Annotated in this window: 11 protein-coding genes; 7 read left to right on the forward strand and 4 right to left on the reverse strand. The window is 79.1% G+C overall.

The features are described from left to right. Window positions 1-47 precede the first annotated feature (47 nt). The 6 genes from ANAEK_RS09220 (at window position 48) to ANAEK_RS23310 (ending at window position 11,061) form a co-directional block, all read left to right on the forward strand. Window positions 48-665, forward strand: coding sequence for a chalcone isomerase family protein (locus tag ANAEK_RS09220; protein WP_232288414.1), 618 nt, complete (start codon window positions 48-50; stop codon window positions 663-665). A 189-nt stretch (window positions 666-854) separates the two neighbouring features. Continuing rightward, complete coding sequence (locus ANAEK_RS09225; protein WP_012525886.1) at window positions 855-6,770, forward strand: Ig-like domain-containing alpha-2-macroglobulin family protein; 5,916 nt, start codon at window positions 855-857, stop codon at window positions 6,768-6,770. An 8-nt stretch (window positions 6,771-6,778) separates the two neighbouring features. Beyond that, window positions 6,779-9,127, forward strand: coding sequence for a transglycosylase domain-containing protein (locus ANAEK_RS09230; protein WP_012525887.1), 2,349 nt, complete (start codon window positions 6,779-6,781; stop codon window positions 9,125-9,127). A gap of 11 nt (window positions 9,128-9,138) precedes the next feature. Continuing rightward, window positions 9,139-10,362: a SpoIID/LytB domain-containing protein gene (locus ANAEK_RS09235; RefSeq protein ID WP_232288415.1), complete on the forward strand. Its 1,224-nt coding sequence runs from the start codon at window positions 9,139-9,141 to the stop codon at window positions 10,360-10,362. A 76-nt stretch (window positions 10,363-10,438) separates the two neighbouring features. Further along, window positions 10,439-10,852 (forward strand): class I SAM-dependent methyltransferase, encoded by a 414-nt coding sequence (locus tag ANAEK_RS23305; RefSeq protein ID WP_232288441.1) that lies wholly within the window; start codon window positions 10,439-10,441, stop codon window positions 10,850-10,852. Continuing rightward, window positions 10,741-11,061 (forward strand): hypothetical protein, encoded by a 321-nt coding sequence (locus ANAEK_RS23310; protein ID WP_232288475.1) that lies wholly within the window; start codon window positions 10,741-10,743, stop codon window positions 11,059-11,061. The genes ANAEK_RS23305 and ANAEK_RS23310 overlap by 112 nt, the downstream gene beginning before the upstream one ends. 4 nt (window positions 11,062-11,065) lie before the next feature. Here ANAEK_RS23310 and ANAEK_RS23145 read toward each other — a convergent pair whose 3' ends face one another. The 4 genes from ANAEK_RS23145 to ANAEK_RS09260 form a co-directional block, all read right to left on the reverse strand. Further along, complete coding sequence (locus tag ANAEK_RS23145; RefSeq protein WP_012525889.1) at window positions 11,066-12,562, reverse strand: serine/threonine protein kinase; 1,497 nt, start codon at window positions 12,560-12,562, stop codon at window positions 11,066-11,068. After that, window positions 12,559-14,646 (reverse strand): tetratricopeptide repeat protein, encoded by a 2,088-nt coding sequence (locus tag ANAEK_RS09250; protein WP_012525890.1) that lies wholly within the window; start codon window positions 14,644-14,646, stop codon window positions 12,559-12,561. The genes ANAEK_RS23145 and ANAEK_RS09250 overlap by 4 nt, the downstream gene beginning before the upstream one ends. 30 nt (window positions 14,647-14,676) lie before the next feature. Then, on the reverse strand, window positions 14,677-18,099 hold the full coding sequence (locus ANAEK_RS09255) for a glycosyl hydrolase family 8 (RefSeq protein ID WP_012525891.1): 3,423 nt from the start codon (window positions 18,097-18,099) through the stop codon (window positions 14,677-14,679). A 103-nt stretch (window positions 18,100-18,202) separates the two neighbouring features. Then, window positions 18,203-19,009 carry a phosphodiester glycosidase family protein gene (locus ANAEK_RS09260; protein WP_232288416.1) on the reverse strand — a complete coding sequence of 269 codons (807 nt, stop codon included), beginning with the start codon at window positions 19,007-19,009 and terminating at the stop codon, window positions 18,203-18,205. 63 nt (window positions 19,010-19,072) lie between these two features. On the opposite strand from ANAEK_RS09260, the gene pgm reads away from it, so the two are divergent. Further along, window positions 19,073-20,713 (forward strand): phosphoglucomutase (alpha-D-glucose-1,6-bisphosphate-dependent), encoded by a 1,641-nt coding sequence (gene pgm / locus ANAEK_RS09265; protein WP_012525893.1) that lies wholly within the window; start codon window positions 19,073-19,075, stop codon window positions 20,711-20,713. The last annotated feature ends 2 nt before the right edge of the window (window positions 20,714-20,715 follow it).

The following is a 20,715-nucleotide window of genomic DNA, read 5'->3' on the forward strand; positions in this document are numbered from 1 at the left end:
GGGACCTGGCCTCCGCGGCCCGGCGTGCCAGGATGCGCCGCCCTCGCGTGCCCTCCCTGGCCTCCACCGCGGCGCTGGCCGCCCTCCTGCTCGCGCTCCCGGGCCGCGCCGCCGCGTCCGGCGACGCGCCGGTGCGGGTGGCGGGCGCGGCGTTCGCGCCGTGGCAGGACGCGGGCGGCGCGCACCTCAAGCTGCAGGGGGCGGGGCTGTTCCGGTGGGGCTGGTTCGTGAAGGTGTACGCGGCGGCGCACTACCTCGACGCCGCGGCGCCGGGTGCGCCGCCCGAGGCGGACGTGGCGCGCCGGCTCGAGATCGCGTGCCTGGTGAACGTGAGCGCGGCGGAGCTGGCGCGCGCCACCGACCGGCTGATGGAGCGCGCCCACGGGCCGGAGGTGCTGCGGGCGCTCGGCGCGCGCCTGGCGCGGCTCCGCGCGGCGTACGTCGGGCTGAAGCCCGGCGATCGCTACGCGCTCACCTACACGCCCGGCCGCGGCACCGAGCTGTCGCTGAACGGCCGCACGCTGGCGCGGGTGGAGGGGGCGGACTTCGCGCGCGCCTTCTTCTCGATCTGGCTGGGGAGCCGGCCGGTGGACGGCGGGCTGCGCGACGCGCTGCTGGGCGCGGGCGACGGCGCGGCGGTGGCCCGCGCCCGGTCGCGCGGCTGATCCCGGCGCGGGGCGCGGCCCGGCGCCGCACGCGAGCGTTGCACCCACAGCCCGCGGTGTGTCCTACTCGGCGCGCACCTGCGGCACGGCGGACACGGCCCCGCGGTCGGCGCCCGAAACCTCCCGGACGGCGCGGGGGCGAGCGCTGGCCTCCCGCCTGCAATGCCGTCGCCCGGACCGGGAGGACCCATGCTCCGCACCCCGCTCGCCGCCCTGCTGGCGGCCCTCGCCCTCACCGCCTGCGGCCGCGGCTGCGGCCCCGCGCCGACGCCGGACGGCGTGGCGCTCTCGCCGCTGCCCGAGCCGCCCCCGCTCGCCATCCCCGAGGGCGCGCTGGCCGCGGCCGGCGAGCTGGCGGTGGTGGCGGCGCGCCCGGTGGGGCCGGTGGAGGGCGAGGTCCGGCCCGCCATCACGTTCTCGCGGCCGGTGGTGGCGCTCGGCGCGAGCGACCCGGCCCGCGATCCCGCGGCCGCGATCACGATCTCGCCGCCGGTCGAGGGCGAGTGGCGCTGGCTGGGCTCGGCCACGGTGGAGCTCGTGCCGCGCGCGCTCCTCCCGCTCGCGACGCGGTTCACCGTCACCGTCCCGGCCGGCCTGCGCGCGGTGGACGGCGCCGCGCTCGCCGCGCCCTACGTGTTCACGTTCGAGACGCCGCGCCCGGCGGTGCAGCGGCTCCTGCCGCGCGAGGGCTACGGCTGGCTGGCGCCGGGCGAGCCGGTGTCGCTCGTGCTCGACCAGCCGGTGCGGGACCTCGCCGCCCACCTCAGGCTGAAGGTCGGCGGAGAGGACGGCTGGCCCTACGCGCTGAAGGAGATCCCGGTCGCCGCCGAGAAGCCCGCCGCCCCCGGGCGCCGCCTGCCGACACCGGAGCCGGCCGCGCGCACCGGCCGCGATCGCCGCGTCCGGTACGAGGTCACGCCCCGGCGCCCGTACCCGCTCGACACGCCGGTGGAGCTGCGCATCGAGGGCGCGCTCGCCGGCGCCGAGGGCCCGCTGACGCTGGAGGGCGCGCCGCGCTTCGCGCTCCGGACCTACGGGCCGCTGCGCATCGCCGCGGTGGAGCCCTGCTGGTGGGGCGGGGAGCGCTGCCCGCGGGGCCCGGTCCGGATCCGCACCACCAACCCGGTGGACCGCGCCACGCTCGCGGCCGCGATCACCATCACGCCGCCGGTGAAGATCGACTGGGACGAGGTGGACGTCACCGGCCCGGACGCGAGCGCCGCGGAGGTGATCCTGCCGGCCGCGTTCGCGCCCGGGACCCGCTACCGGATCGCGATCGGGCCGGCGCTCCGCGACGTCTTCGGCCAGGCCCTGGCGGAGCGGTCCGAGCGGACCTTCGACACCTCCGACCTCGAGCCCGAGCTCGACGCCGGCGAGGAGCTGGCGCTGCTCGAGGCGGGCGGGGACGGGGCGCTGCCGGTCGGCGCCACCAACCTCGCGACGGTGGAGGCGACGCTCGCGCCGCTCGACGTGCCCGCGCTGGCGCGGCTGCTCGCGAGGCCGGATCGCGCCGACCTGGGCGGCGGGCCGGCGGTGTCCCGCACGCTGGACGTGGCGGGGCCGCGAAACACCGGCCGCACCGTGCCGCTCCCGGTGCGCGAGCTGCTGGCGGGCCGCGGCACCACGCTGTTCGCGGTGCGGGTGGTGGCCCCGGAGATCCACGTCGAGCAGCCCTGGCAGCGGTGGCGGCGCGAGCGGCGGATCGTCGGCCAGCTCACCGATCTCGCGGTCCACGCGAAGCTCGGCGCGACCGGCGGCGTGGTGTGGGTGACGCGGCTCTCCGACGGGAAGCCGGTGCCCGGCGCGGACGTCGCGCTGCACGATCGCGACGGCATCGAGCGCTGGCGCGGACGGGCCGGCGCCGACGGGCTCGCCGAGGTGCCCGGGCTGGCGGAGGTCATCCCGCCGGCCGGGAAGGAGCGGCAGTACCCGTGGGCCACGCCGTTCGCGCTGGTCTCGGCGCGGGCCGGCGGCGACCTCGGCGTCACGCTCTCGAGCTGGTCGGGCGGCCTCGATCCGGCGGCGCAGGACGTCCCCACCGACTGGGACGGGACCGAGCCGCGGCCGCTCGGCGGCGTGTTCGCGGACCGCGGGATCTACCGGCCCGGCGAGAAGGTGCACCTGAAGGGCCTCGTCCGCACCCGCGCGCTGGGCCGGATCGGGACGCCGCCGCGCGGGAAGGCGACGGTGACGGTGCTGAGCGCGCGGGGCAAGGAGATCTGGTCCGGCGAGGCGGCGCTGACGCCGTTCGCGACCTGGTCGGTCGAGGTGCCCATCCCGGGCGACGCGCCGCTCGGCGCGTTCGAGGTGCGTGCGCGGGTGGAGGCGGGCGGGGCGGTGCTGCCCTACCACGCCGGCTTCCGCGTGGAGGAGTACCGCGCGCCGCAGTTCCAGGTGGACGTCACCGCGCCGGCGCGCGAGGTGACCGCGGGCGAGCCGCTCCGCGCGGAGGTGCTGGCCCGCTACCTGTTCGGCGGGGCCATGCCGAAGGCGGCGGTGCGCTGGACCGCCAGCCGCGAGTCGATCGAGTTCCAGCCGCCCGGGCACCCGGGCTTCGCGTTCGGTCCGCAGACCTGGTGGTGGGACGACGAGGCGCCCCGGCGGACGGCGGACGTGGTCGCCTCCGGCTCGGGCGAGACCGGCGACACCGGCCACCTCGCCATCGACGCCGGCAAGGCCGAGGCCACCGGCGGCCGGACGTTCGCGGTGACGCTCGAGGCCGAGGTCACCGACGTGAACCGGCAGCGGCTCGCCTCCCGCGCCGCGGTCACCGTCCACCCGGCGGCGGTGTACGCCGGCGTGCGGCGCAAGGGCGCCGGGTTCGCCGAGGCGGGGAGGCCGGGCGAGCTGGAGGTGATCGCGGCGGCGCCGGACGGCGCGGTGCGGGCCGGGGTCGCGGTGGAGCTCGTGGTGAAGAAGCGGGAGTGGCGCTGGATCCGCAAGAAGGGCGTGGGCGGCCGCTGGGTGACCGAGAGCGAGGTGGTGGAGGAGCGGGCCGGCGGCTGCGCGCTGCGCACGCGGGAGGAGCCGGTGGCGTGCGCGTTCACGCCGCCGGCGCCGGCGCTGTACGTGGCCGAGGCCACGCTGAAGGACGCGCAGGGGCGCGCGCAGGTCACCCGGTTCCCGTTCTACGCCACCGGGCCGGGCTGGGTGTCCTGGCAGCGCGAGGACACCGGCCGCATCGACCTCGTGCCGGACAAGCAGGGCTACCAGCCGGGCGAGGTGGCGAAGGTGCTGGTGAAGAGCCCGTTCCCCCGCGCCGAGGCCATCCTCACCCTCGAGCGCGAGGGCGTGCGGTCCGCGCGGCGGGTGACGCTGGAGGGCAGCGCCACCACGCTGGAGGTGCCCATCACCGAGGAGGACATCCCGAACGTCTTCGTGTCGGTGCTGCTGGTGCGCGGCCGGGTCGCCGCGGCGGAGGCGCGCGGCGAGGCGCCGGGCGGCGCGGGCGCCGATCCGGGCCGGCCCGAGGTGCGCGTGGGGTACGCGAAGCTCGCGGTGGAGCGGCGCGCGAAGCGGCTCCAGGTGGCGCTCGAGCCGGACCGGGCCGAGAAGCGGCCGCGCGAGCCGGTGGAGGTGCAGATCCGCGTCACCGACCACGCCGGGAAGGGCACGCCGGCCGAGGTCACCGTGTGGGCGGTGGACGAGGGCATCCTCCGGCTCACCGGCTACGAGCCGCCGGACCCGGTGGCGCTGGTCCACCCGGAGCGCGGCCTGTCGGTGCGCCTGGGCGAGTCGCTCATCCACCTGGTGGAGCGGGCCCGCTACGGCGAGAAGGGCAGGTCGCCGGGCGGCGGCGGCGGCGGGGAGGGCGCGGGCGCCGGCTTCCGGACGCGCTTCGAGACCACGGTCCTGTTCGCGCCGGAGGTCCACACCGACGCGGACGGCCGGGCCACGGTGCGGTTCACGGCGCCGGACAACCTCACCACCTGGCGCATCATGGCGGTGGCGGTGTCGCGCGGCGATCGGATGGGCGCGGGCCGGTCCAAGGTGACCGTCTCGAAGCCGCTCCTGGCGCTCCCGGCGCTGCCGCGGCTGGCGCGGGTGGGCGACCGGTTCGAGGCCGGCGTGGTGGTGCACGCGCCGGGCGCGCCGGCGCAGGAGGTGGAGGTCCGCGCCGAGGCGAGCGGCCTCGTCCTCGACGGCCAGGCGGTGAAGAAGGTCCGGCTCGACGGCGCGCCGCGGGAGGTCCGCTTCGCGTTCCGCGCCGAGGCGCCGGGCCTGGCGGTGCTGCGTTTCGCCGCGCGCGGCGCGGCCGGGCAGGACGGCGTGGAGCAGCGGCTCCCGGTGCGGCTCGCGGTGGAGCAGGAGGCGGTCGCCGTGTCCGGCGACACGCGCGATCGCCGGCGCGAGGCGCTGGCGCCGCCGGCCGGGGCGCGGCCGGACGTGGGCGGCCTGGAGGTGCGGCTCGCCTCCACCGCGCTGGCCGGCTTCTCCGAGGGCATGCGGCAGCTCGTGGAGTACCCCTACGGCTGCCTGGAGCAGCTCTCCTCGCGGCTGGTCCCGTTCATCGCGCTGCGCGAGCTGCAGGGTCGGCTCGGGCTGCGTCACCTGCCCGGCGAGCGCGCGCCGGCGCCGCCGGACTGGGCGCGCGCGTGGCTGGGCGACGAGGTGTTCCGCATCCAGGAGACCGACGATCCGGACGAGGTGGTCCGGCGGACGGTGAAGGCCATCGAGCGGCTGCAGGGGCCGGACGGCGGCTACCGCTACTGGGCGTCCTCGGAGTGCTCGGCGCCGTGGGCGTCGTCGTACGCGGTGCTGGCGCTGGGCCGGGCCGCCGAGCTGGGCTACCCGGTGGAGCGCGCCGCGCTCTCGCGCGGGCAGAAGTACCTCGCCGGCACCGTGGCGGCCGGGCGCTGCACGCGCTGCGGCAGCTCCTGCGCCACCCCGGACGATCCCACCCGCGTGTTCGCGCTGTACGCGCTCGCGCGCACCCGCGCCCCGAAGGCCTCCTTCCACGCCGAGCTGGTGGCGCGCCGGGCGGCGCTGCCGCTGTTCTCGCAGGCGATGCTGGCGGACGCGCTGCTCGTCACCGGCAGCCGCGACGAGGGCCGGCGGGTGCTGCAGGAGGTGCTGAACCACGTGAAGGAGTCGCCCACGGGGGCGCACCTCGAGGAGGCCGACCCGCGCACGTACGCGCCGCTCTGGTCGTCCGACACCCGCACCACCGGCATCGTGCTCGGGACGCTCGCGTCGACCCTGCCCGATCACCCGTACGTGCCGAAGATGGCGGCCTGGCTCGCCGGGGTCCGCCGCGCCGACGGGCGCTTCCGCAACACGCAGGAGGCGGCGTTCGCGCTGCTCGCGCTGTCCGAGGTGATGCGCGCCCGCGAGAAGGACGTGCCCGACTTCACCGCCCGGGTCTCGCTCGCCGGCGCCGAGGTGGCCTCGGCGCGCTTCGCCGGGCGGAGCGTCGAGGCGGTGCGCCGGGAGCTGCCCATGTCGCGCCTGCCGCGCGGCGGCGGCGCGCTCGACTTCGCGCGCGACGGCACCGGCGGCGTCCTCTACTACGGCGCGGTGCTGCGCTGGGCGCCCGCCGAGCTGCCGCGGGAGCCGCTCGAGCGCGGCATCCACGTGCAGCGCTGGATCGAGCCGTATGCCGGGGGCGGCCAGGTGCGCGCGGTCGCGGCCGGCGAGCTGGTGCGGATCCGGGTGCGGCTCGGCACCTCGCAGGAGCGGCACCACGTGGCGGTCTCGGTGCCGGTGCCCGCCGGGCTGGAGATCGTGGACACCTCGCTCGCCACCACCGCCGCCGTGGCGGCCGCGCCGGCGCCAGGCCGGGACGAGGGCGAGGACGCCGAGGCGGGCGAGGGCTACGCCTGGGAGTCGGCGGAGGACCTGTCGGAGGAGGAGGCGGGATCGCCGGAGGGCTGGGCGTTCCGCTTCTGGAGCCCGTTCAACCACCAGGAGCGGCGGGACGACCGGCTGGTGCTGTTCGCCGACGCGCTGCCGCCGGGGCTCCACCTGGCGACGTTCGTTGCCCGCGCCACCACGCCCGGGACGTTCCTGCTCGCGCCGGCCCGGGCCGAGGAGATGTACGCGCCGGAGGTGTTCGGCCGCTCCGACGCGGGCACGTTCGAGGTGCGGGCCGGCGGCGGCCGCTAGGGGGCTCGGTGCCGGAGGCGTTCCAGCGGGCCGCGAGGGCCCTCCGCCCCGCCCTCGGGCGGCTCGCGGCCGCGCTCGCCGGCCTGGGCGCGGTGGCCGCGCTCGCGGCGGCGGTGTTCGTCGGCTGGCCGCTGCCGGACGGGCTGCTCGAGCGCCGGCCGGTGGCGGCGGTGCGTTTCACGGACCGTGACGGCGGGCTCCTGCGCGAGGTGGCCTCGCGGGCGGACGGGCGCAGCGTGCCGCTGCCACCGGGCGAGCCGGTGCCGCCGCGGGTCCGCGCCGCGTTCCTCGCCGCGGAGGACGCGCGCTTCGACCGCCACCCCGGCGTGGACCCGCTGGCGGTGGCCCGCGCCGGCTGGCAGCTCGCCCGGTACCGGCGGGTGGTGTCGGGCGCGTCCACCCTCACCATGCAGCTCGCCCGCGCGCTCGTCCCGCACCCGCGCACCGCGGGCGGCAAGGCGCTCGAGGCGCTGTGGGCGCTGCGGCTCGAGGCGCACCTCGGCAAGGACGAGCTCCTCCGCGCGTACCTGGACCGCGTCCCGCTCGGCGGCGACCTGTACGGCGTGGAGGCGGCGGCCGGGCTGTACTTCGGCCGTCCGGCGCGGACGATCTCCGCGGCGCAGGCGGCGCTGCTCGCCGGGCTGGCGCGCGCGCCCACCGCGCTCGACCCGCTCCGGCGGCCCGAGGCCTCGCGCGACCGCGCCCTGGCGGTGCTCGGCCGGATGGAGGCGCTCGGCCTGGTCGGCGCCGAGGAGGCGCGGCTGGCCCGGGACGCGCCGCTCGACCTCGCCCCGGCCGACCGGAGCTTCGAGGCGCCGCACCTGGTGGACGCGCTCTCGGCCCGGCTGGGCGCGCTCGGGCTCGACGCCGCCGCCGAGGTGGAGACCACGCTCGACCGCGGCCTGCAGCGCGACGTGGAGGACCTCGTCCGCGCCGAGCTGGCCGGCGATCCGCGCCTCGGCAACGCCGCCGTCGTCGTGGTGGACAACGCGAGCGGCGAGGTGCTCGCGTACGTCGGCTCGGCGGACTTCCTCGACGCGGCCGCGCTCGGCCAGAACGACGGCGTGCGGGCGCGCCGCCAGCCGGGCTCGGCGCTGAAGCCGTTCGCCTACGGCCTGGCGCTCGCGCGCGGCTGGACCGCGGCGTCGGTCCTGTCCGACGTCGAGGTGCGGCTCGCGACCCCGACCGGCGACTGGGTGCCGCGCAACTACGACCGGCGGGCGCACGGCCCGGTGCTGCTCCGCGCGGCGCTGCAGAACAGCTACAACGTGCCCGCGGTGCGGCTCGCCGAGGCGCTCGGGCCGGAGCGGGTGCTGCGCACGCTGCGGGCGGCCGGCTTCGAGTCGCTGGACGGCGGCGCCGAGCGCTACGGCGCCGGGGTGGTGCTGGGGAACGGCGACGTGACCCTGCGCGAGCTGGCGCGCGCGTACCGCGGCCTCGCCCGCGGCGGCGTGCTGGAGCCGCTCCGCGAGGTGCGGGCCGCGCGCGACGCGGCCGGGCGACCGCTGGCGGTGGCGGGAGAGCTCGCGCCGCGGCGGTTCCTGCCGGCGGGCGCGGTGGCGCTGCTCGGCGAGATCCTCTCCGACGAGGCGGCGCGGGCGCCCGCGTTCGGCGTGCACAACGCGCTCCGGCTCCCGTTCCCGGTGGCGGCGAAGACGGGGACCTCGCGCGCGTACGTGGACAACTGGACCGCCGGTTACACCGCCGAGCGGACCGTGGCGGTGTGGGTGGGGAGCTTCGACGGGCGCCCGATGCAGGGCGTCTCCGGGATCACCGGGGCCGGGCCCATCTTCGCCCGCGTGATGGTGCGCGCCATGCGCGGCATCGAGCCCGCGCCGCTGGTGGACCGCGGCCGCTTCGCCCGCGCCCGCGTGTGCCCGCTCACCGGCCTGCGCGCAGGCCCTGGTTGCCCGGGCGCGCTCGACGAGGTCTTCCTGCCCGGCACGGCGCCCTCGGCGACCTGCGGCGCGCACGCGCGCGGCCCGGGCGCGCCGGTGGCGCTCGGGCCGGAGCTGCTGGGCTGGGCGCGAGCCGAGGGGATCGCGGCCGTGGCCGACGGGCCCGCTCCGGGAGCCGCCGGCGCCGGCGCGGCGCGGGTGCTCCTCCCCGCCGACGGCGACGAGTACCTGGTCGAGGCGGGCTATCCGGCGGGCGCGCAGGGCATCCCGCTGCGGCTGGCGCTGCCGCCGGGCACGGCGCGGGCGGAGGTGCGGGTCGGGGACGAGCGCCTCGCGCTCGGGCCGCCGTTCGCGGGGCGGCTCGAGGCCCGGCCCGGGCGCCACCGGCTGGAGGTGTGGCTCCCCGGCGGCGCCGCGCCGGCCGCGGTCAGCACCTTCACGGTGCGGGGCGCGCAGTGACGGCGGGGAGGGTGGCCGTCGCGGGCGTGCTCCTGCTGGTGGGCCCCGGCTCCGCCTCGCCCGCCGCGCCGTCGGCCGCGGCTCCGGCGGGCGCGTCCTCCGCCGCGGCGGCGCCGTCCATCGAGGTCGAGCTGCTCGCCCGCCTCGCGCCGCGGCGCATCGAGCTGGAGGGCGGCGGGCGGCGGCGCTCGGTCGCGGCCGCCGGCGACGGGCTCCGGCTGGACGGGGCGCCGGCGGGCGCGGTGCTCTCGCTCCCGGCCCGCACCTGGCGCATCGTCCCCGGCGGCGGCCCCGCGGCCCGGCCCCGCACCTACCGCGCCGCGCTCCGGATCCGCGCCGAGCGCGGGGTGCTGCGGGTGCGCGCCACGCTGGCGCTCGAGGACTACGTGGCCGGCGTGGTCGCGTCGGAGGCGCTGCCGGGCACGCCGCGCGAGGCGCTGCGCGCGCTGGCGGTGGTGGCCCGGTCGTACGCGCTCGCCGCGCCGCCGCGCCACCCGGAGGGCGCCCGCTGCGATCTCGCGCATTGCCAGCTCCTCCGCGGCGGCGGGGCGGACCGCGCGCACGAGGCGGCCGCGCGGGCGGCGGCGCGCGCCACCGCGGGCGAGGTGCTCCGGCTGCCGGGCGGCGCCGTGGCGGCGGCGCCGTTCCACGCCGCCTGCGGCGGCCACACCGCCGATCCGCGCCAGGCGTTCGGCGGTGCGGGGACGGGCGCCGCGGCGGTGGCCGACCCGGGCTGCCCGCCGGCGCGCTGGCGCGCGGCGCTCGACCCGGCCGCGCTGGCGGCGGCGGTGCGCGCCGCGCTCGCGGTCTCGGATCCGGCCGGCGCCGCGGCGGTGCCGGCGCGGCTCGGCGCGGCGGACCTCGCGGTGCGCGCCGGCGCAGGCGGGTGGGTGACGCAGGTGGGGGGCGCCGGCGGCGGCTGGGCGCTCGGGGGCGATGCGTTCGCGCGGGCCGCCGACGCGTCCGCGGGGCGCGGGGTGGTGCGGAGCTCGCGCTTCCGGCTCGCCGGCGGCGCCGGGCCTCCGGTGCTGGAGGGTGCCGGGCATGGCCACGGGGTAGGGCTCTGCCAGGCCGGCGCCGCGCGCCGCGCGCGGGCCGGGGAGGGGTACCGTGGGATCCTGCGCGCGTACTTCCCGGCCGCCGCGGTGGGACGGCTACCGGACGGGTCGCCCGCCGGAAGATCGGCCGATGCGGGCGCACGCCGCGCCCTACCGCCGGGCGGCGCGCATCGCTAGCCTCCCCGTCATGCCGAGACCTTTCGACGAAGCGCACGCGGCCACGTACGACGAGCGCTTCGCCGCGCTCGCCCCGATGCGCGACGCGCTGCACCTCGTGACCCGCCTCGCGCTCGGCGAGCTGCCCGCCCAGGCCCGGATCCTCTGCGTCGGCGCGGGCACCGGGGCGGAGCTCCTGTCGCTCGCGGCGGCGTTCCCGGGCTGGCGCTTCACCGCGGTCGATCCCTCCGAGCCCATGCTCCGGCGCTGTCGCGCGCGCGCGCCCAGGCCGCGGGGGTCGCCGACCGGTGCCGCTTCCACGAGGGAACCATCGACGATCTCCCCGGCGAGCCCGGCGACCACGACGGGGCGACGGCGCTGCTCGTCTCGCAGTTCCTGGTGGATCCCGCGGCGCGGCAGGCGTTCTTCCGCGGGATCGCCGGCCGCCTGCGCCCCGGGGCGCCGCTCATGGTGGCGGATCTGGCCGCGCCGTCGCTGGAGGGCGGCCTGATCGCGCTGTGGGGCCAGGCCTGGCTGCACGCGGGCGTGCCGGCGGAGCAGGTCGCGCGGATGTCCGAGACCTTCCGCAAGGAGGTGGCGGTGCTCCCGCCGGACGAGGTCGCCGCCATCGTCGCGTCGGGCGGCTTCGACGAGCCCGTCCGCTGCTTCCAGAGCATCCTCATCCACGGCTGGCTGGCGCGGCGGACCGCCTCCCCGTGAACGATCACGGCCGCGCGTCGGCGCGGACCTCGCGGATGGCGCGGTCGATGGAGTCGCCGGTGCAGAAGTAGGCCAGCAAGCCGCCGCCGCGCTGGGCTGCGCGGAGCGCCGGCAGCGCCTCGGGATCGCGCAGCTCGCCGATCAGCTCGGCGGCGGCGCGGCGGGTCCCGCAGCCGTCGGCGCCGAGCAGCCGCCGGGCGTTCTGCCGGAGCACCGGGTCGGTCCGGAGCGCGGGCTCGGCCGCGAGCGCGAGCCGGTAGCGCCGCAGGCACTCGCCGGAGGCGCGGCGGGCGCAGGCCACGTCGCCGCGGAGCTTGTCGAGGAGCGGCCCGCGCCGGCCGGCGCGATCGGCCTCGTCGAGGAGGGCGCGGGCGCCGGCGGCGTCACCGGCAGATAGGCGCGCGGCCACGCTCGCGGCGAGGTCGGCCTCGCCGCGCGGGACGGCGAGGAGGCCGGCGAGGGCGAGGAGCGCGACGGCCAGCAGGGCGCGGCCGCGGCGCGTCGCGGGGAGGCGGGCGCGGGCGGTCCGGGCGAGCGGCCGGAGGCGACCGAGGCCGCGCAGCGCGGCGGCGCCGAGCGCGGGCGCGCGCCGGGCTGCGGACGTGACCGCGCCCACCGCCAGGGCGCGGGCCTGCGCGGCGAACGGCGCGAGGCGGGCGCGCGCCCGGGCGGCCAGCTCCGACCCGGCGATAGGGGCGGAAGCAGTGGACGGCGCCGGCGCCGGCGTCACGGCCAGGGTCGGCCTCGGCGCCGGCGTGGCGGCCAGGGCCGGCTCGAGGACGGCCGGCGCATCGAGGGATCGGGCGGGTGGCGCCGGCGGCGCGGCCTCCACCGTCCCGGGCGCCGGCGCGCCGAGCGCGGCGCGCAGCGGGTCGACGCTGCCCGGGCGGCGCCAGCGCGGCTTCGCGAGCGCGGCCGCGATCGCGTCCTCCAGCGCTGGCGGCACCGCCGGCCCCGGCGCCGCCGGCGGTCGGTACAGCACGCGGTGGGCGGCCTCGAGCGCGGTGGCCGCGTCGAAGGGGGACGCGCCGGACACGATCGCCTGCACCAGCGCCGCGGTGGAGAACACGTCTGCGCGCCGCCCGGGCCGCGCGCCGCGGAGCACCTCCGGCGCGGCAAAGGCGGCGCGCTCCACCGGCGCGCCCGGGCCGAGCGCGGGGCGCGCCGCGCCGCGAGCTCCGAGCGCCACCGCACCGCCCGGGCCGATCCGGACCGTGCACGGGTGCAGCGCCCCGTGGACCCGCCCCTCCGCGTGCAGCGCCGCCACCGCGCCCACCACCCCGCGCGCGATCGCCAGCGCGGCCCCCGCATCCGGGCGCGCCGCCAGCACCTCCGCCAGCGTCCGCGAGGGTTCGGCCGCGTCGCGCGCCGGTCCCGGCGTGCCGTCGGGCGCCGCGAGCGGGCGCGGTGGCTGCACGCGCCCCGGCGTGCCGGGCGCGTGGGCCGGCCTCGGGACGGGCGGCGCCGAGCCCGGCGCGGGGAGGGGCGGCGCGGTGTTCACGGAAAGAGAAGCTCCGCCCCGAGCGCGCCGCTGAAGGCCGAGTGCACCGAGGCGAGCCGGCCGTAGCGGGCCTCGGCGGAGAGCTGGAGCCGCCCGATCCGGCGGAGCACCGCGGCGCGGGCGTCGCCGCCGGCGCGCACCGCGCCGCGCGGGCCGGTGGTGAGCTGCACGGCCGGGCCGGCGTCGAGGACGAGGCGCCCGGCCAGGCCGTCGTCGCGCGCCAGCGAGAGGCGCGGCGAGGCGGTGGCGTGCAGCGGGGGCGAGAACAGGCGCGGCGCGGCCGGATCGGCGACCGGACCGTCGCCGGAGAGATCCCGGGCGTGGTGCACCGCCTCGACCGCGCCGCCCGCGGCCAGCTCGAAGCCGCCGGGCCGGGCCAGCACGCGGTCGGCGCGGGCGGCGACCCCGGCGGTGAAGGCGGAGCGGAAGCCCGCGCCGGACACGCTGCCGGCCCGGGCCGACAGCTCGCCCCGGAGGTCCTGGCCGGCGAGCGCCACCCGCAGCGCGGCGGCGGTCTCGGAGGCGGCGCCGACGACGCGCCCGTCCACGAGCTCGCCGGCGTAGGCGCGGAACGAGTCGAGGCGCGGCGCGCGCGAGACGGTCGCGACCAGGGTGGCGGCCCCCAGCGATCCCTCCACGCCGAGCGCGCCCTGGAACCCCTGTCCGGCGCGCCGCGCGCCGTCCCACCCGCCCGCCGCGTCGAGCCGCCAGGCCGGGTCGGGACGCCAGCGGCCGGTGACCCGCACCTGCCCGCCCTCGGCCCGCGCGCCGTCCGGCCCGCGGTGCGCCGCGGCGCCGGCCTCCACCGAGCCGGTGGTGAACGGCGTCGGGTCGGTGCGGCCGGTGGCGAACGCGCCCGCCGACGTGAACGCGAAGTCGCCGCCCGCCTGCGCCAGCGCCCGCCCCAGCGCGCCGGCGGCCGGCTCGCGCCCGCGGCGCAGGTCGCGCTCCAGCGCCGCCAGCTCGGGCCGGGCCGGGCCGTAGCGGCCGGCGAGGTCACCGTGCGCGAGCGCGCGGTCGGGGTCGCCGTTCCAGGCGTACGCCTGCGCGAGCCCGCGGTGCGCCTCGGCGTCCCGGGGCGCCGACGCGAGGACCGTCTCGTAGGCGGCGATGGCCTCGCCGCTCGTCTCCTTGCGGGCGCCGAGCACGCGCGCCAGCCCGAGGCGCGCGCGCCGCGAGCGCGGCTCGGCCCGCAGCACCGCCTGGTACTCGGCGCGGGCCTCGTCGCGGGTGGCCGGGTCGGCCGCGAGCAGCTCGGCCCGCTCCAGCCGCGCCTCCGCCGAGGGGCGCAACGCGATGGCCCGCGCGTACGCGTCGCGTGCCTCGGCGCGCCGCCCGGCCCTGGCGAGCGCCCGGGCCCGCCCGAGCGCCAGCTCCGCGTCGTCGGGCCGCCGCGCCAGCAGCGCGTCGTACAGCCCCACCGCCTCGCCGGCGCTGCGCGCGTCGGCGGCGAGCAGGCCCGCGAGCGTGCGCGCCGCGGCCTCGTCGCCGGGCGCCTCGCGCCGGCGGCGGCGCAGCTCGTCGATCGCCGCCTCGCGCCGGCCCGGATCCCAGAGCAGCAGCCGCAGCCGCTCGTCGCGCAGCGTCCGGTCCTCCGGGGCCGCCGCGAGCAGCCGGTCGTACTCGGCGAGCGCCTCGCCCAGCGTGCCGCGATCGCGCGCCAGCAGCCGCGCCAGCTCGCGCCGGCGGGCGGGGTCGTCCCGCACCGCCAGGCCCATGCGCAGGTAGCGCACCGCGTCCTTCGAGCGGTAGGCGTAGCGCGACCACTGCAGCAGCCCGGCCTGGCGGAACGCCAGCTCCGCGTCGTCCGGGAACCGCGCCAGGTGCCGGTCCAGCTCCGCGACGGCGAGATCGGTGTCGCCGTTCTGGAGCAGCGCCAGCGCCACGCCGCGCGAGGCCTCGCGGCTGCCCGGGTTCCCGGCGAGCGCCTTGCGGTAGGCCTCCACCGCCGCGGCGAAGTTGCCGATGCGCAGGTTGGCGCGCCCGCGCGCGAGGTACCAGGCCTCCGAGATCCCGGAGGGCAGGGCGGCGGCGGGGAGCGCGAGCACGGCCGCGAGGGCGGCGACGCGAAGGGTTCGGATCATCGGGCGGGGCTCCCCTCGAGCGTCAGGTCGTCAGGCGGCAAGGTAGGCATGCGGCTCGGCGCCCGGGACGGGCTCCGCCTGGAGCGTCAGCCCCAGGCGCCAGAGGCCCGGGAGGATGCGGTGCGCGTGGGCCACGCGCGCCCAGGCGATCCCCTCGGGGGCGAGCAGGGCCAGCGACGTCCCCGGGGCGGGCATGGCGTCGCCCGGGCCGGCGGCGACGAGGCCCAGCCCGCCCGGCGACGCGTCCACCGCCACGGCCCGGCAGGCGCGCCCCGCGCCGCAGAGCCGGAGCGGCCGGAGCGTCCGCCGCCGCGATCCGAGGCGGCGCCGCGCGCGGAGCGGCCGCACCGCCCGCCACAGCCCGGCGAGGAGGTGCCAGGCCATCGCCACCTGCCACCGGCTGCGGCCGGCGTGCGCGCCCGCGTGCGCCCCGTCGGCCGAGAACGCGATGCGGACGAGCGCGCGCGCGTCGGCCGCGGAGACGCCCTGGAACGCGAGCCCGGCGCGCGGCGTCCCGCCCACCGCCTCGAGGTAGGCGACCCGGGCCCGCAGGCGGAGCGGCTCGGGCGCGCCGAACGCCACCTCCACCTCGGCCGGCAGCGCGGCGCCGGGCGGCAGCGCCACCGCGGCGCCGCCGCGGGCGAGGTCGAGCGTGGTCGCGTCGAGCGAGAGGCCCGGCGCCTCCAGCCGCACCGGCACCCGCCGCCGGATCCGCTCGTCCTCGCGGCGCTGCGGGCGCTCCCAGGCGACCACCAGCGCGAGCAGCACCGAGACCAGGTTCGCGGCCGCCCAGGCCAGGTTGAACGCGTACGCCTCGACCTCGATGCCGAACGCCCACAGCTCCGCCGCGCCCTTCGCGATCGCGAGGAGCCCGACGCCGGCGGCCGCCAGCGTGAACGCCGAGGTGCGCAGGTCGAAGCGGCGCCGCTCGGAGCGCACGCCCTTGGGCGTCACCTTGAAGCCGAGGCGCCGAGGCAGGAGCAGGTCGAGCGTGGCGCGCGCCAGCGGGAACGCCACCGCGCCCTCGTACAGGCTGCCCCACAGCGCCCGCGGCCAGCCCGGCACCAGCGCGGACGCGGCCAGCGGGGCGGCCACCAGGTGCGGGACGAGGTAGGCGAGCAGCACCGGGAGCTCGGCGAAGAGCGGGTGCAGGTGGAACAGCAGGTACGCGAGCGGCGTCGCGAAGAACACGAGGCGCGCGAGCGGGAAGAAGAAGTACCAGAGCGAGGCGAGGTAGCCGACGCGGTGGCGCAGCGGCAGCCCGCGCTGGAGGAGCGGGTTGTCGCGGAAGAAGATCTGGAGGCACCCGAGCATCCAGCGCCGCCGCTGCACCACGTAGCTCGCCAGGTCCTCGGCGGAGAGCCCGGCGGCGAGGTCCTCGTCCACGAAGCGCGTGCGCCAGCCCCTCGCGTGCAGCTTCTGGCTGGTGTGGATGTCCTCGGTGATGGAGAGCAGGTGGAAGCCGCCCACCGAGGCGAGCGCCTCGCGGCGGAACACCGCCCCGCTCCCCACGAAGAACGCGCCCCCCCAGCGGTCGCGCCCGCCCTGGATGGCGTGGTTGAACAGGTCGGCCTCGTTCGGCACCGCGGCCGGCGCGCCGAGCGCGCGCTGGAAGACGTCGGGGTTGTAGAAGTGGTGCGGCGTCTGGACCACGCCGAGGCGCGGGTCGCGGAAGCAGGGCACCGTCCGCTCCAGGAACGCGGCGGTGGGCACGTGGTCGGTGTCGAACACGACCACCAGTTCGCCGTCGGTCCGGGCCAGCGCGGCGTTCAGGTTGCCGGCCTTGGCGTGACGCCGCGGGCCGGCCAGGTAGCGGGCGCCGTGCTCGGCCGCGAGCCGGGCCACCTCGTCGCGGTGCGAGTCGTCGCAGACCACCACCGTCTTGCGCGGGTAGCGCATGGCCGCGCAGGCGGCGAGCGTCTTGTCGAGGATGTCGAGCGGCTCGGAGTAGATGGGCACCATCACGTCCACCGACGGGTGCGGCTCCTCGGGCCCGAGCGGCGGCTCCGGCGGGCGGGCGCGGTGGCGCAGGCCGACCTGCACCGCGAGGAGGGCGACGGTGGAGAGCGCGTAGGCCTCGGCGGCGAGGAGCGACAGCGAGAGGAGCGGGCCGAGCGGCTCGACGAAGTTGAGCGTCGCGCCGGCGCGCCAGGCCAGGTACCGGACCGAGAGCCCGAGCGCGAGCGCCACCAGGGCGGCGCGCGCCGGCCAGAGGCGGCGCGCCAGCGGCGCGAGCAGCAGCGCCAGCCCGACCGCCAGCAGCGGGAAGCGATCGCGGAACGCGCCCCAGTCCAGCGAGGAGAGGAACGCGAGCGGCTCGTCGAAGCGGCGCAGGAGCCCTGCCTCCAGCGCGCGCCCGAACCAGAGCCAGTTGTGGAGGTAGTAGGGCGTGGCCTCGCCGGAGAGCGCGCGGTCGAACAGCGCGTCGAGGCTCGCCGCCCGCATGGCGCGCGCCAGCTCCGGATCCTCCACCTGCGCGAGCGCCTGCACCGCGGCGAGGTGCGGGAGCCCGTCCAGCCCGGAGAGCGGACGCCCCGAGGTCGTGTACCGCTCGCGCAGCCGCCCCTCGTCGCGGAACGCCTCGGCGGGGAAGCGGAGCAGCCGCGCGCGCAGCTCCGCCTCGCCGCGCCGCCCGAACCAGCGCGCGTCGAGCGCCACCCGCCAGTAGATCGGCACCGCGTCGTAGCCGAACGCGTCGGGCGCGCCGCCGGGGCGCGCCAGCAGCAGCTCGCCGGTGCGCGGGTCCACCCAGATCCGCTCGGGCGGGAGCGCCAGGCCCTTCTCGATCATCAGGAACCGCAGCACCTGGTAGCTCGACTCGACCAGCTCGGCCCAGGGGCGCTCCGGATCCACGTCGGCGAACACCTGGTACGCGTACGGCGCGAGGTAGGCGACGTGGATGGTCGGGTAGCGCTCGGCGGGCGCCCAGTTCCCGCCGGTGGGGAGCCAGCGCCCGCCGGCGCGGATCACCTCGCGCGCCCAGATGTCGGCGAGCAGCGGGCGCGCCGCCTCGAGGTAGCGCGGGTCGCCGAAGCGGCGCGACGCGAGCACCAGCGCGAGCGCCACGTCCTGGTCCGCGTCGGTGGCGGCGTTCCGGTCCTGGACCTTGCCGCCCAGCCAGCGCCACGCCAGCAGCCGGTCCTCGCGCACGGCCAGGTTCTCGCGCGTCCAGCGCCAGACCGCGTCGAGCGTGGCGCGGTCGTCCATCCACACCGCGCGGAGCATGGCGTAGCCCTGGCCCTCGGACGTGGTGACGCCGCCCTCGTCGAGCGCGGCCACCCGCCCGCCCTGCACGTGGGTGTACCGATAGTAGCTCCACAGCGCCGAGAGCCCGTCGCGGTCCTGCGCGGCCGCGCGGGGGCGCGCCTCGGCGTGGCCGCACCCCCCGAGCAGCGCCGGCGGGGCGCACAGGACGGCGAGCAGGGGGGCGAGGTTCCGGGCGGTCGGCCGCATCGCGCCGCACGGTGGGGGCCGGTGCCGCGCGGGGGAAGCGCCGCGCCGGGGGCGGGCACACGTCGGGGGCGGACGCCGCGGGGCGGGCCGCAGGCCCCGTGCGCTACCGGCGGCGCACCGCCGCGATCACGTTCGGGACCGGCCACGCGTCGCGGTTGTCGGCCGCCGGCGCCGCCTCGAACGCGCCCACCCGCTCCAGCTCGCGCCCGCCGCCGCGCACGAACAGCTGCGCCTCGGGGCCGCCCTCGACGTACATCGCCTGCCGCAGGTCGAGCGGCAGGGCCAGCAGCGCGTTCACCAGCTCGTGCACCGGCCAGGGGCTGCGCGCGTGGATGAACAGCACGCGCCCCTTGCCGTCCACGCCCACCGCCGCGGCCGAGGTCCGGCGCGCCGACGGGGCCCAGACGTTCTTGCGCTGGCAGGAGATCATCCGGATCGACTGCACCGCCGCGCCGTAGCCGCGCAGCGCGCCGTCCAGGTCCTCGCAGTCGCGGTCGATCATCCGCACCGCGGGCAGGCCGCGCTCCAGCGGGTCGAAGGCGAGCACGGTGCGGTCGCGCGAGACGCGCCGCTGGTTCACGTGCTCGCGCGTCCGCATCAGCGAGACGCTGGTGCGGAAGTCCTCCTGGTACATGCTCGCGTTGATGGCGGCGGACGCGCCGGCCCGCTCCGCCCAGGCGCGCGCGGTGAGCAGCCCGCCGTGGGCGGGCGCCGAGGCGTTCAGGAGCCGCAGCTCGAAGCGGGCCGGGTCGATCCGCACCACCACGATCTTGCCGTCGCCGGCGACGCCGGGCGGACCGTCGAAGTGGCCCAGCTCCAGGCCGGGCTCGAGCGCCTGGAAGCCGGCCGGGGCGGCGGACGGGGCGGCCCCGGCGAGCGCGAGGAGGGCGGCGAGGGCGAGCGCGGGCATCCCGCGCATTGTCGGGCCCGCACGAGGTCGTGACAAGGGCCGGGGGCGTGCCAGGATCCTTCCATGGCCCATCCCCTCGCCGGAAAGCCCGCGCCGCGGGACGTGCTGGTGGACGTCCCCGACCTGCTCCGCCGCTACGCCGCGGACGCGCCCGACCCGTCCGTCCCCGCCCAGCGGGTCGCGTTCGGCACCTCCGGCCACCGCGGCTCCTCGCTGCGCCGGAGCTTCAACGAGGCGCACATCCTCGCGGTGGCGCAGGCCGTCTGCGAGCACCGCGCCCGCGCCGGGGTGACCGGTCCCCTGTTCCTGGGGCGCGACACGCACGCGCTGTCCGAGCCGGCGGAGCGGACCGCGCTCGAGGTGCTCGCCGCGAACGGCGTCGAGGTGGTGATCTCGCAGGGCGGGGCGCCCGTCCCCACCCCGGTCGTCTCGCACGCCATCCTCACCGCGAACCGGGGGCGGACCGCGGGCCTGGCGGACGGGATCGTCATCACGCCGTCGCACAATCCGCCCGAGGACGGCGGCATCAAGTACAACCCACCCGACGGCGGTCCGGCCGACACCGCCGTGACCGCGGCCATCGAGGCGCGCGCGAACGCGCTGCTCGCCGGCGGCAACCGCGAGGTGCGGCGCGTCCCGTGGGAGCGGGCGCGGCGGGCCGCCACGGTGCGCGAGCGCGACTACGTGCGGCCGTACGTGCAGGACCTCGCCGCGGCGGTGGACCTCGACGCCGCGCGGGGCGCGCCGCTCCGGGTGGGCGTGGACCCGCTGGGCGGCTCGAACGCGCACTACTGGGGTGCCATCGCCGACGCGTTCGGGCTCGACCTCGAGGTGACGAACCCGGTGGTGGACCCGACGTTCGGCTTCATGCCGCTAGACCACGACGGGAAGATCCGCATGGACTGCTCGTCGCCGTACGCGATGGCGAACCTGGTGGCGCTGAAGGACCGGTTCGACCTCGCCTTCGGCAACGACGCCGACTCCGACCGCCACGGCATCGTCACGCCGTCCGCCGGCCTGATGAACCCGAACCACTACCTGGCGGTCGCGATCGACTGGCTGTTCTCGCACCGCGACGGCTGGCCGGCCGCGGCGGCCGTGGGCAAGACGCTGGTCTCGTCGGCGCTCATCGACCGGGTGGCGCGCCGGCTCGGGCGCCGCCTGGTGGAGGTGCCGGTCGGCTTCAAGTGGTTCGTGCCGGGCCTGCTCGACGGCAGCCTCGGCTTCGGCGGCGAGGAGAGCGCCGGGGCGACGTTCCTGCGGCGCGACGGGAGCCCCTGGACCACCGACAAGGACGGGATCGTGATGGACCTGCTGGCGGTGGAGATCCGCGCCCGGAGCGGCCGCGATCCCGCCGAGCGGTACCGCGCGCTCGCCGCCGACCTCGGCGCGCCGGTCTACGCGCGCGTGGACGCGCCGGCCACGCCCGCCGAGAAGGCCATCCTGGGCAAGCTCTCGCCGGAGGCGGTCGCGGCCACCACGCTCGCCGGCGATCCCATCACCGCGCGATTGACGCGCGCCCCGGGGAACGGCGCCGCCATCGGCGGGCTCAAGGTGACGACGGAGCAGGGCTGGTTCGCGGCGCGGCCGTCCGGCACCGAGGACGTGTACAAGATCTACGCGGAGAGCTTCCGCGACGCGGCCCACCTGGATCGCATCCTGGAGGAGGCGAGGGCGATCGTGGCCGCGGCGCTGCGCGCGTGAGC

Origin of the sequence: Anaeromyxobacter sp. K (assembly GCF_000020805.1) — a bacterium.
Classification (GTDB): Bacteria; Myxococcota; Myxococcia; order Myxococcales; family Anaeromyxobacteraceae; genus Anaeromyxobacter; species Anaeromyxobacter dehalogenans.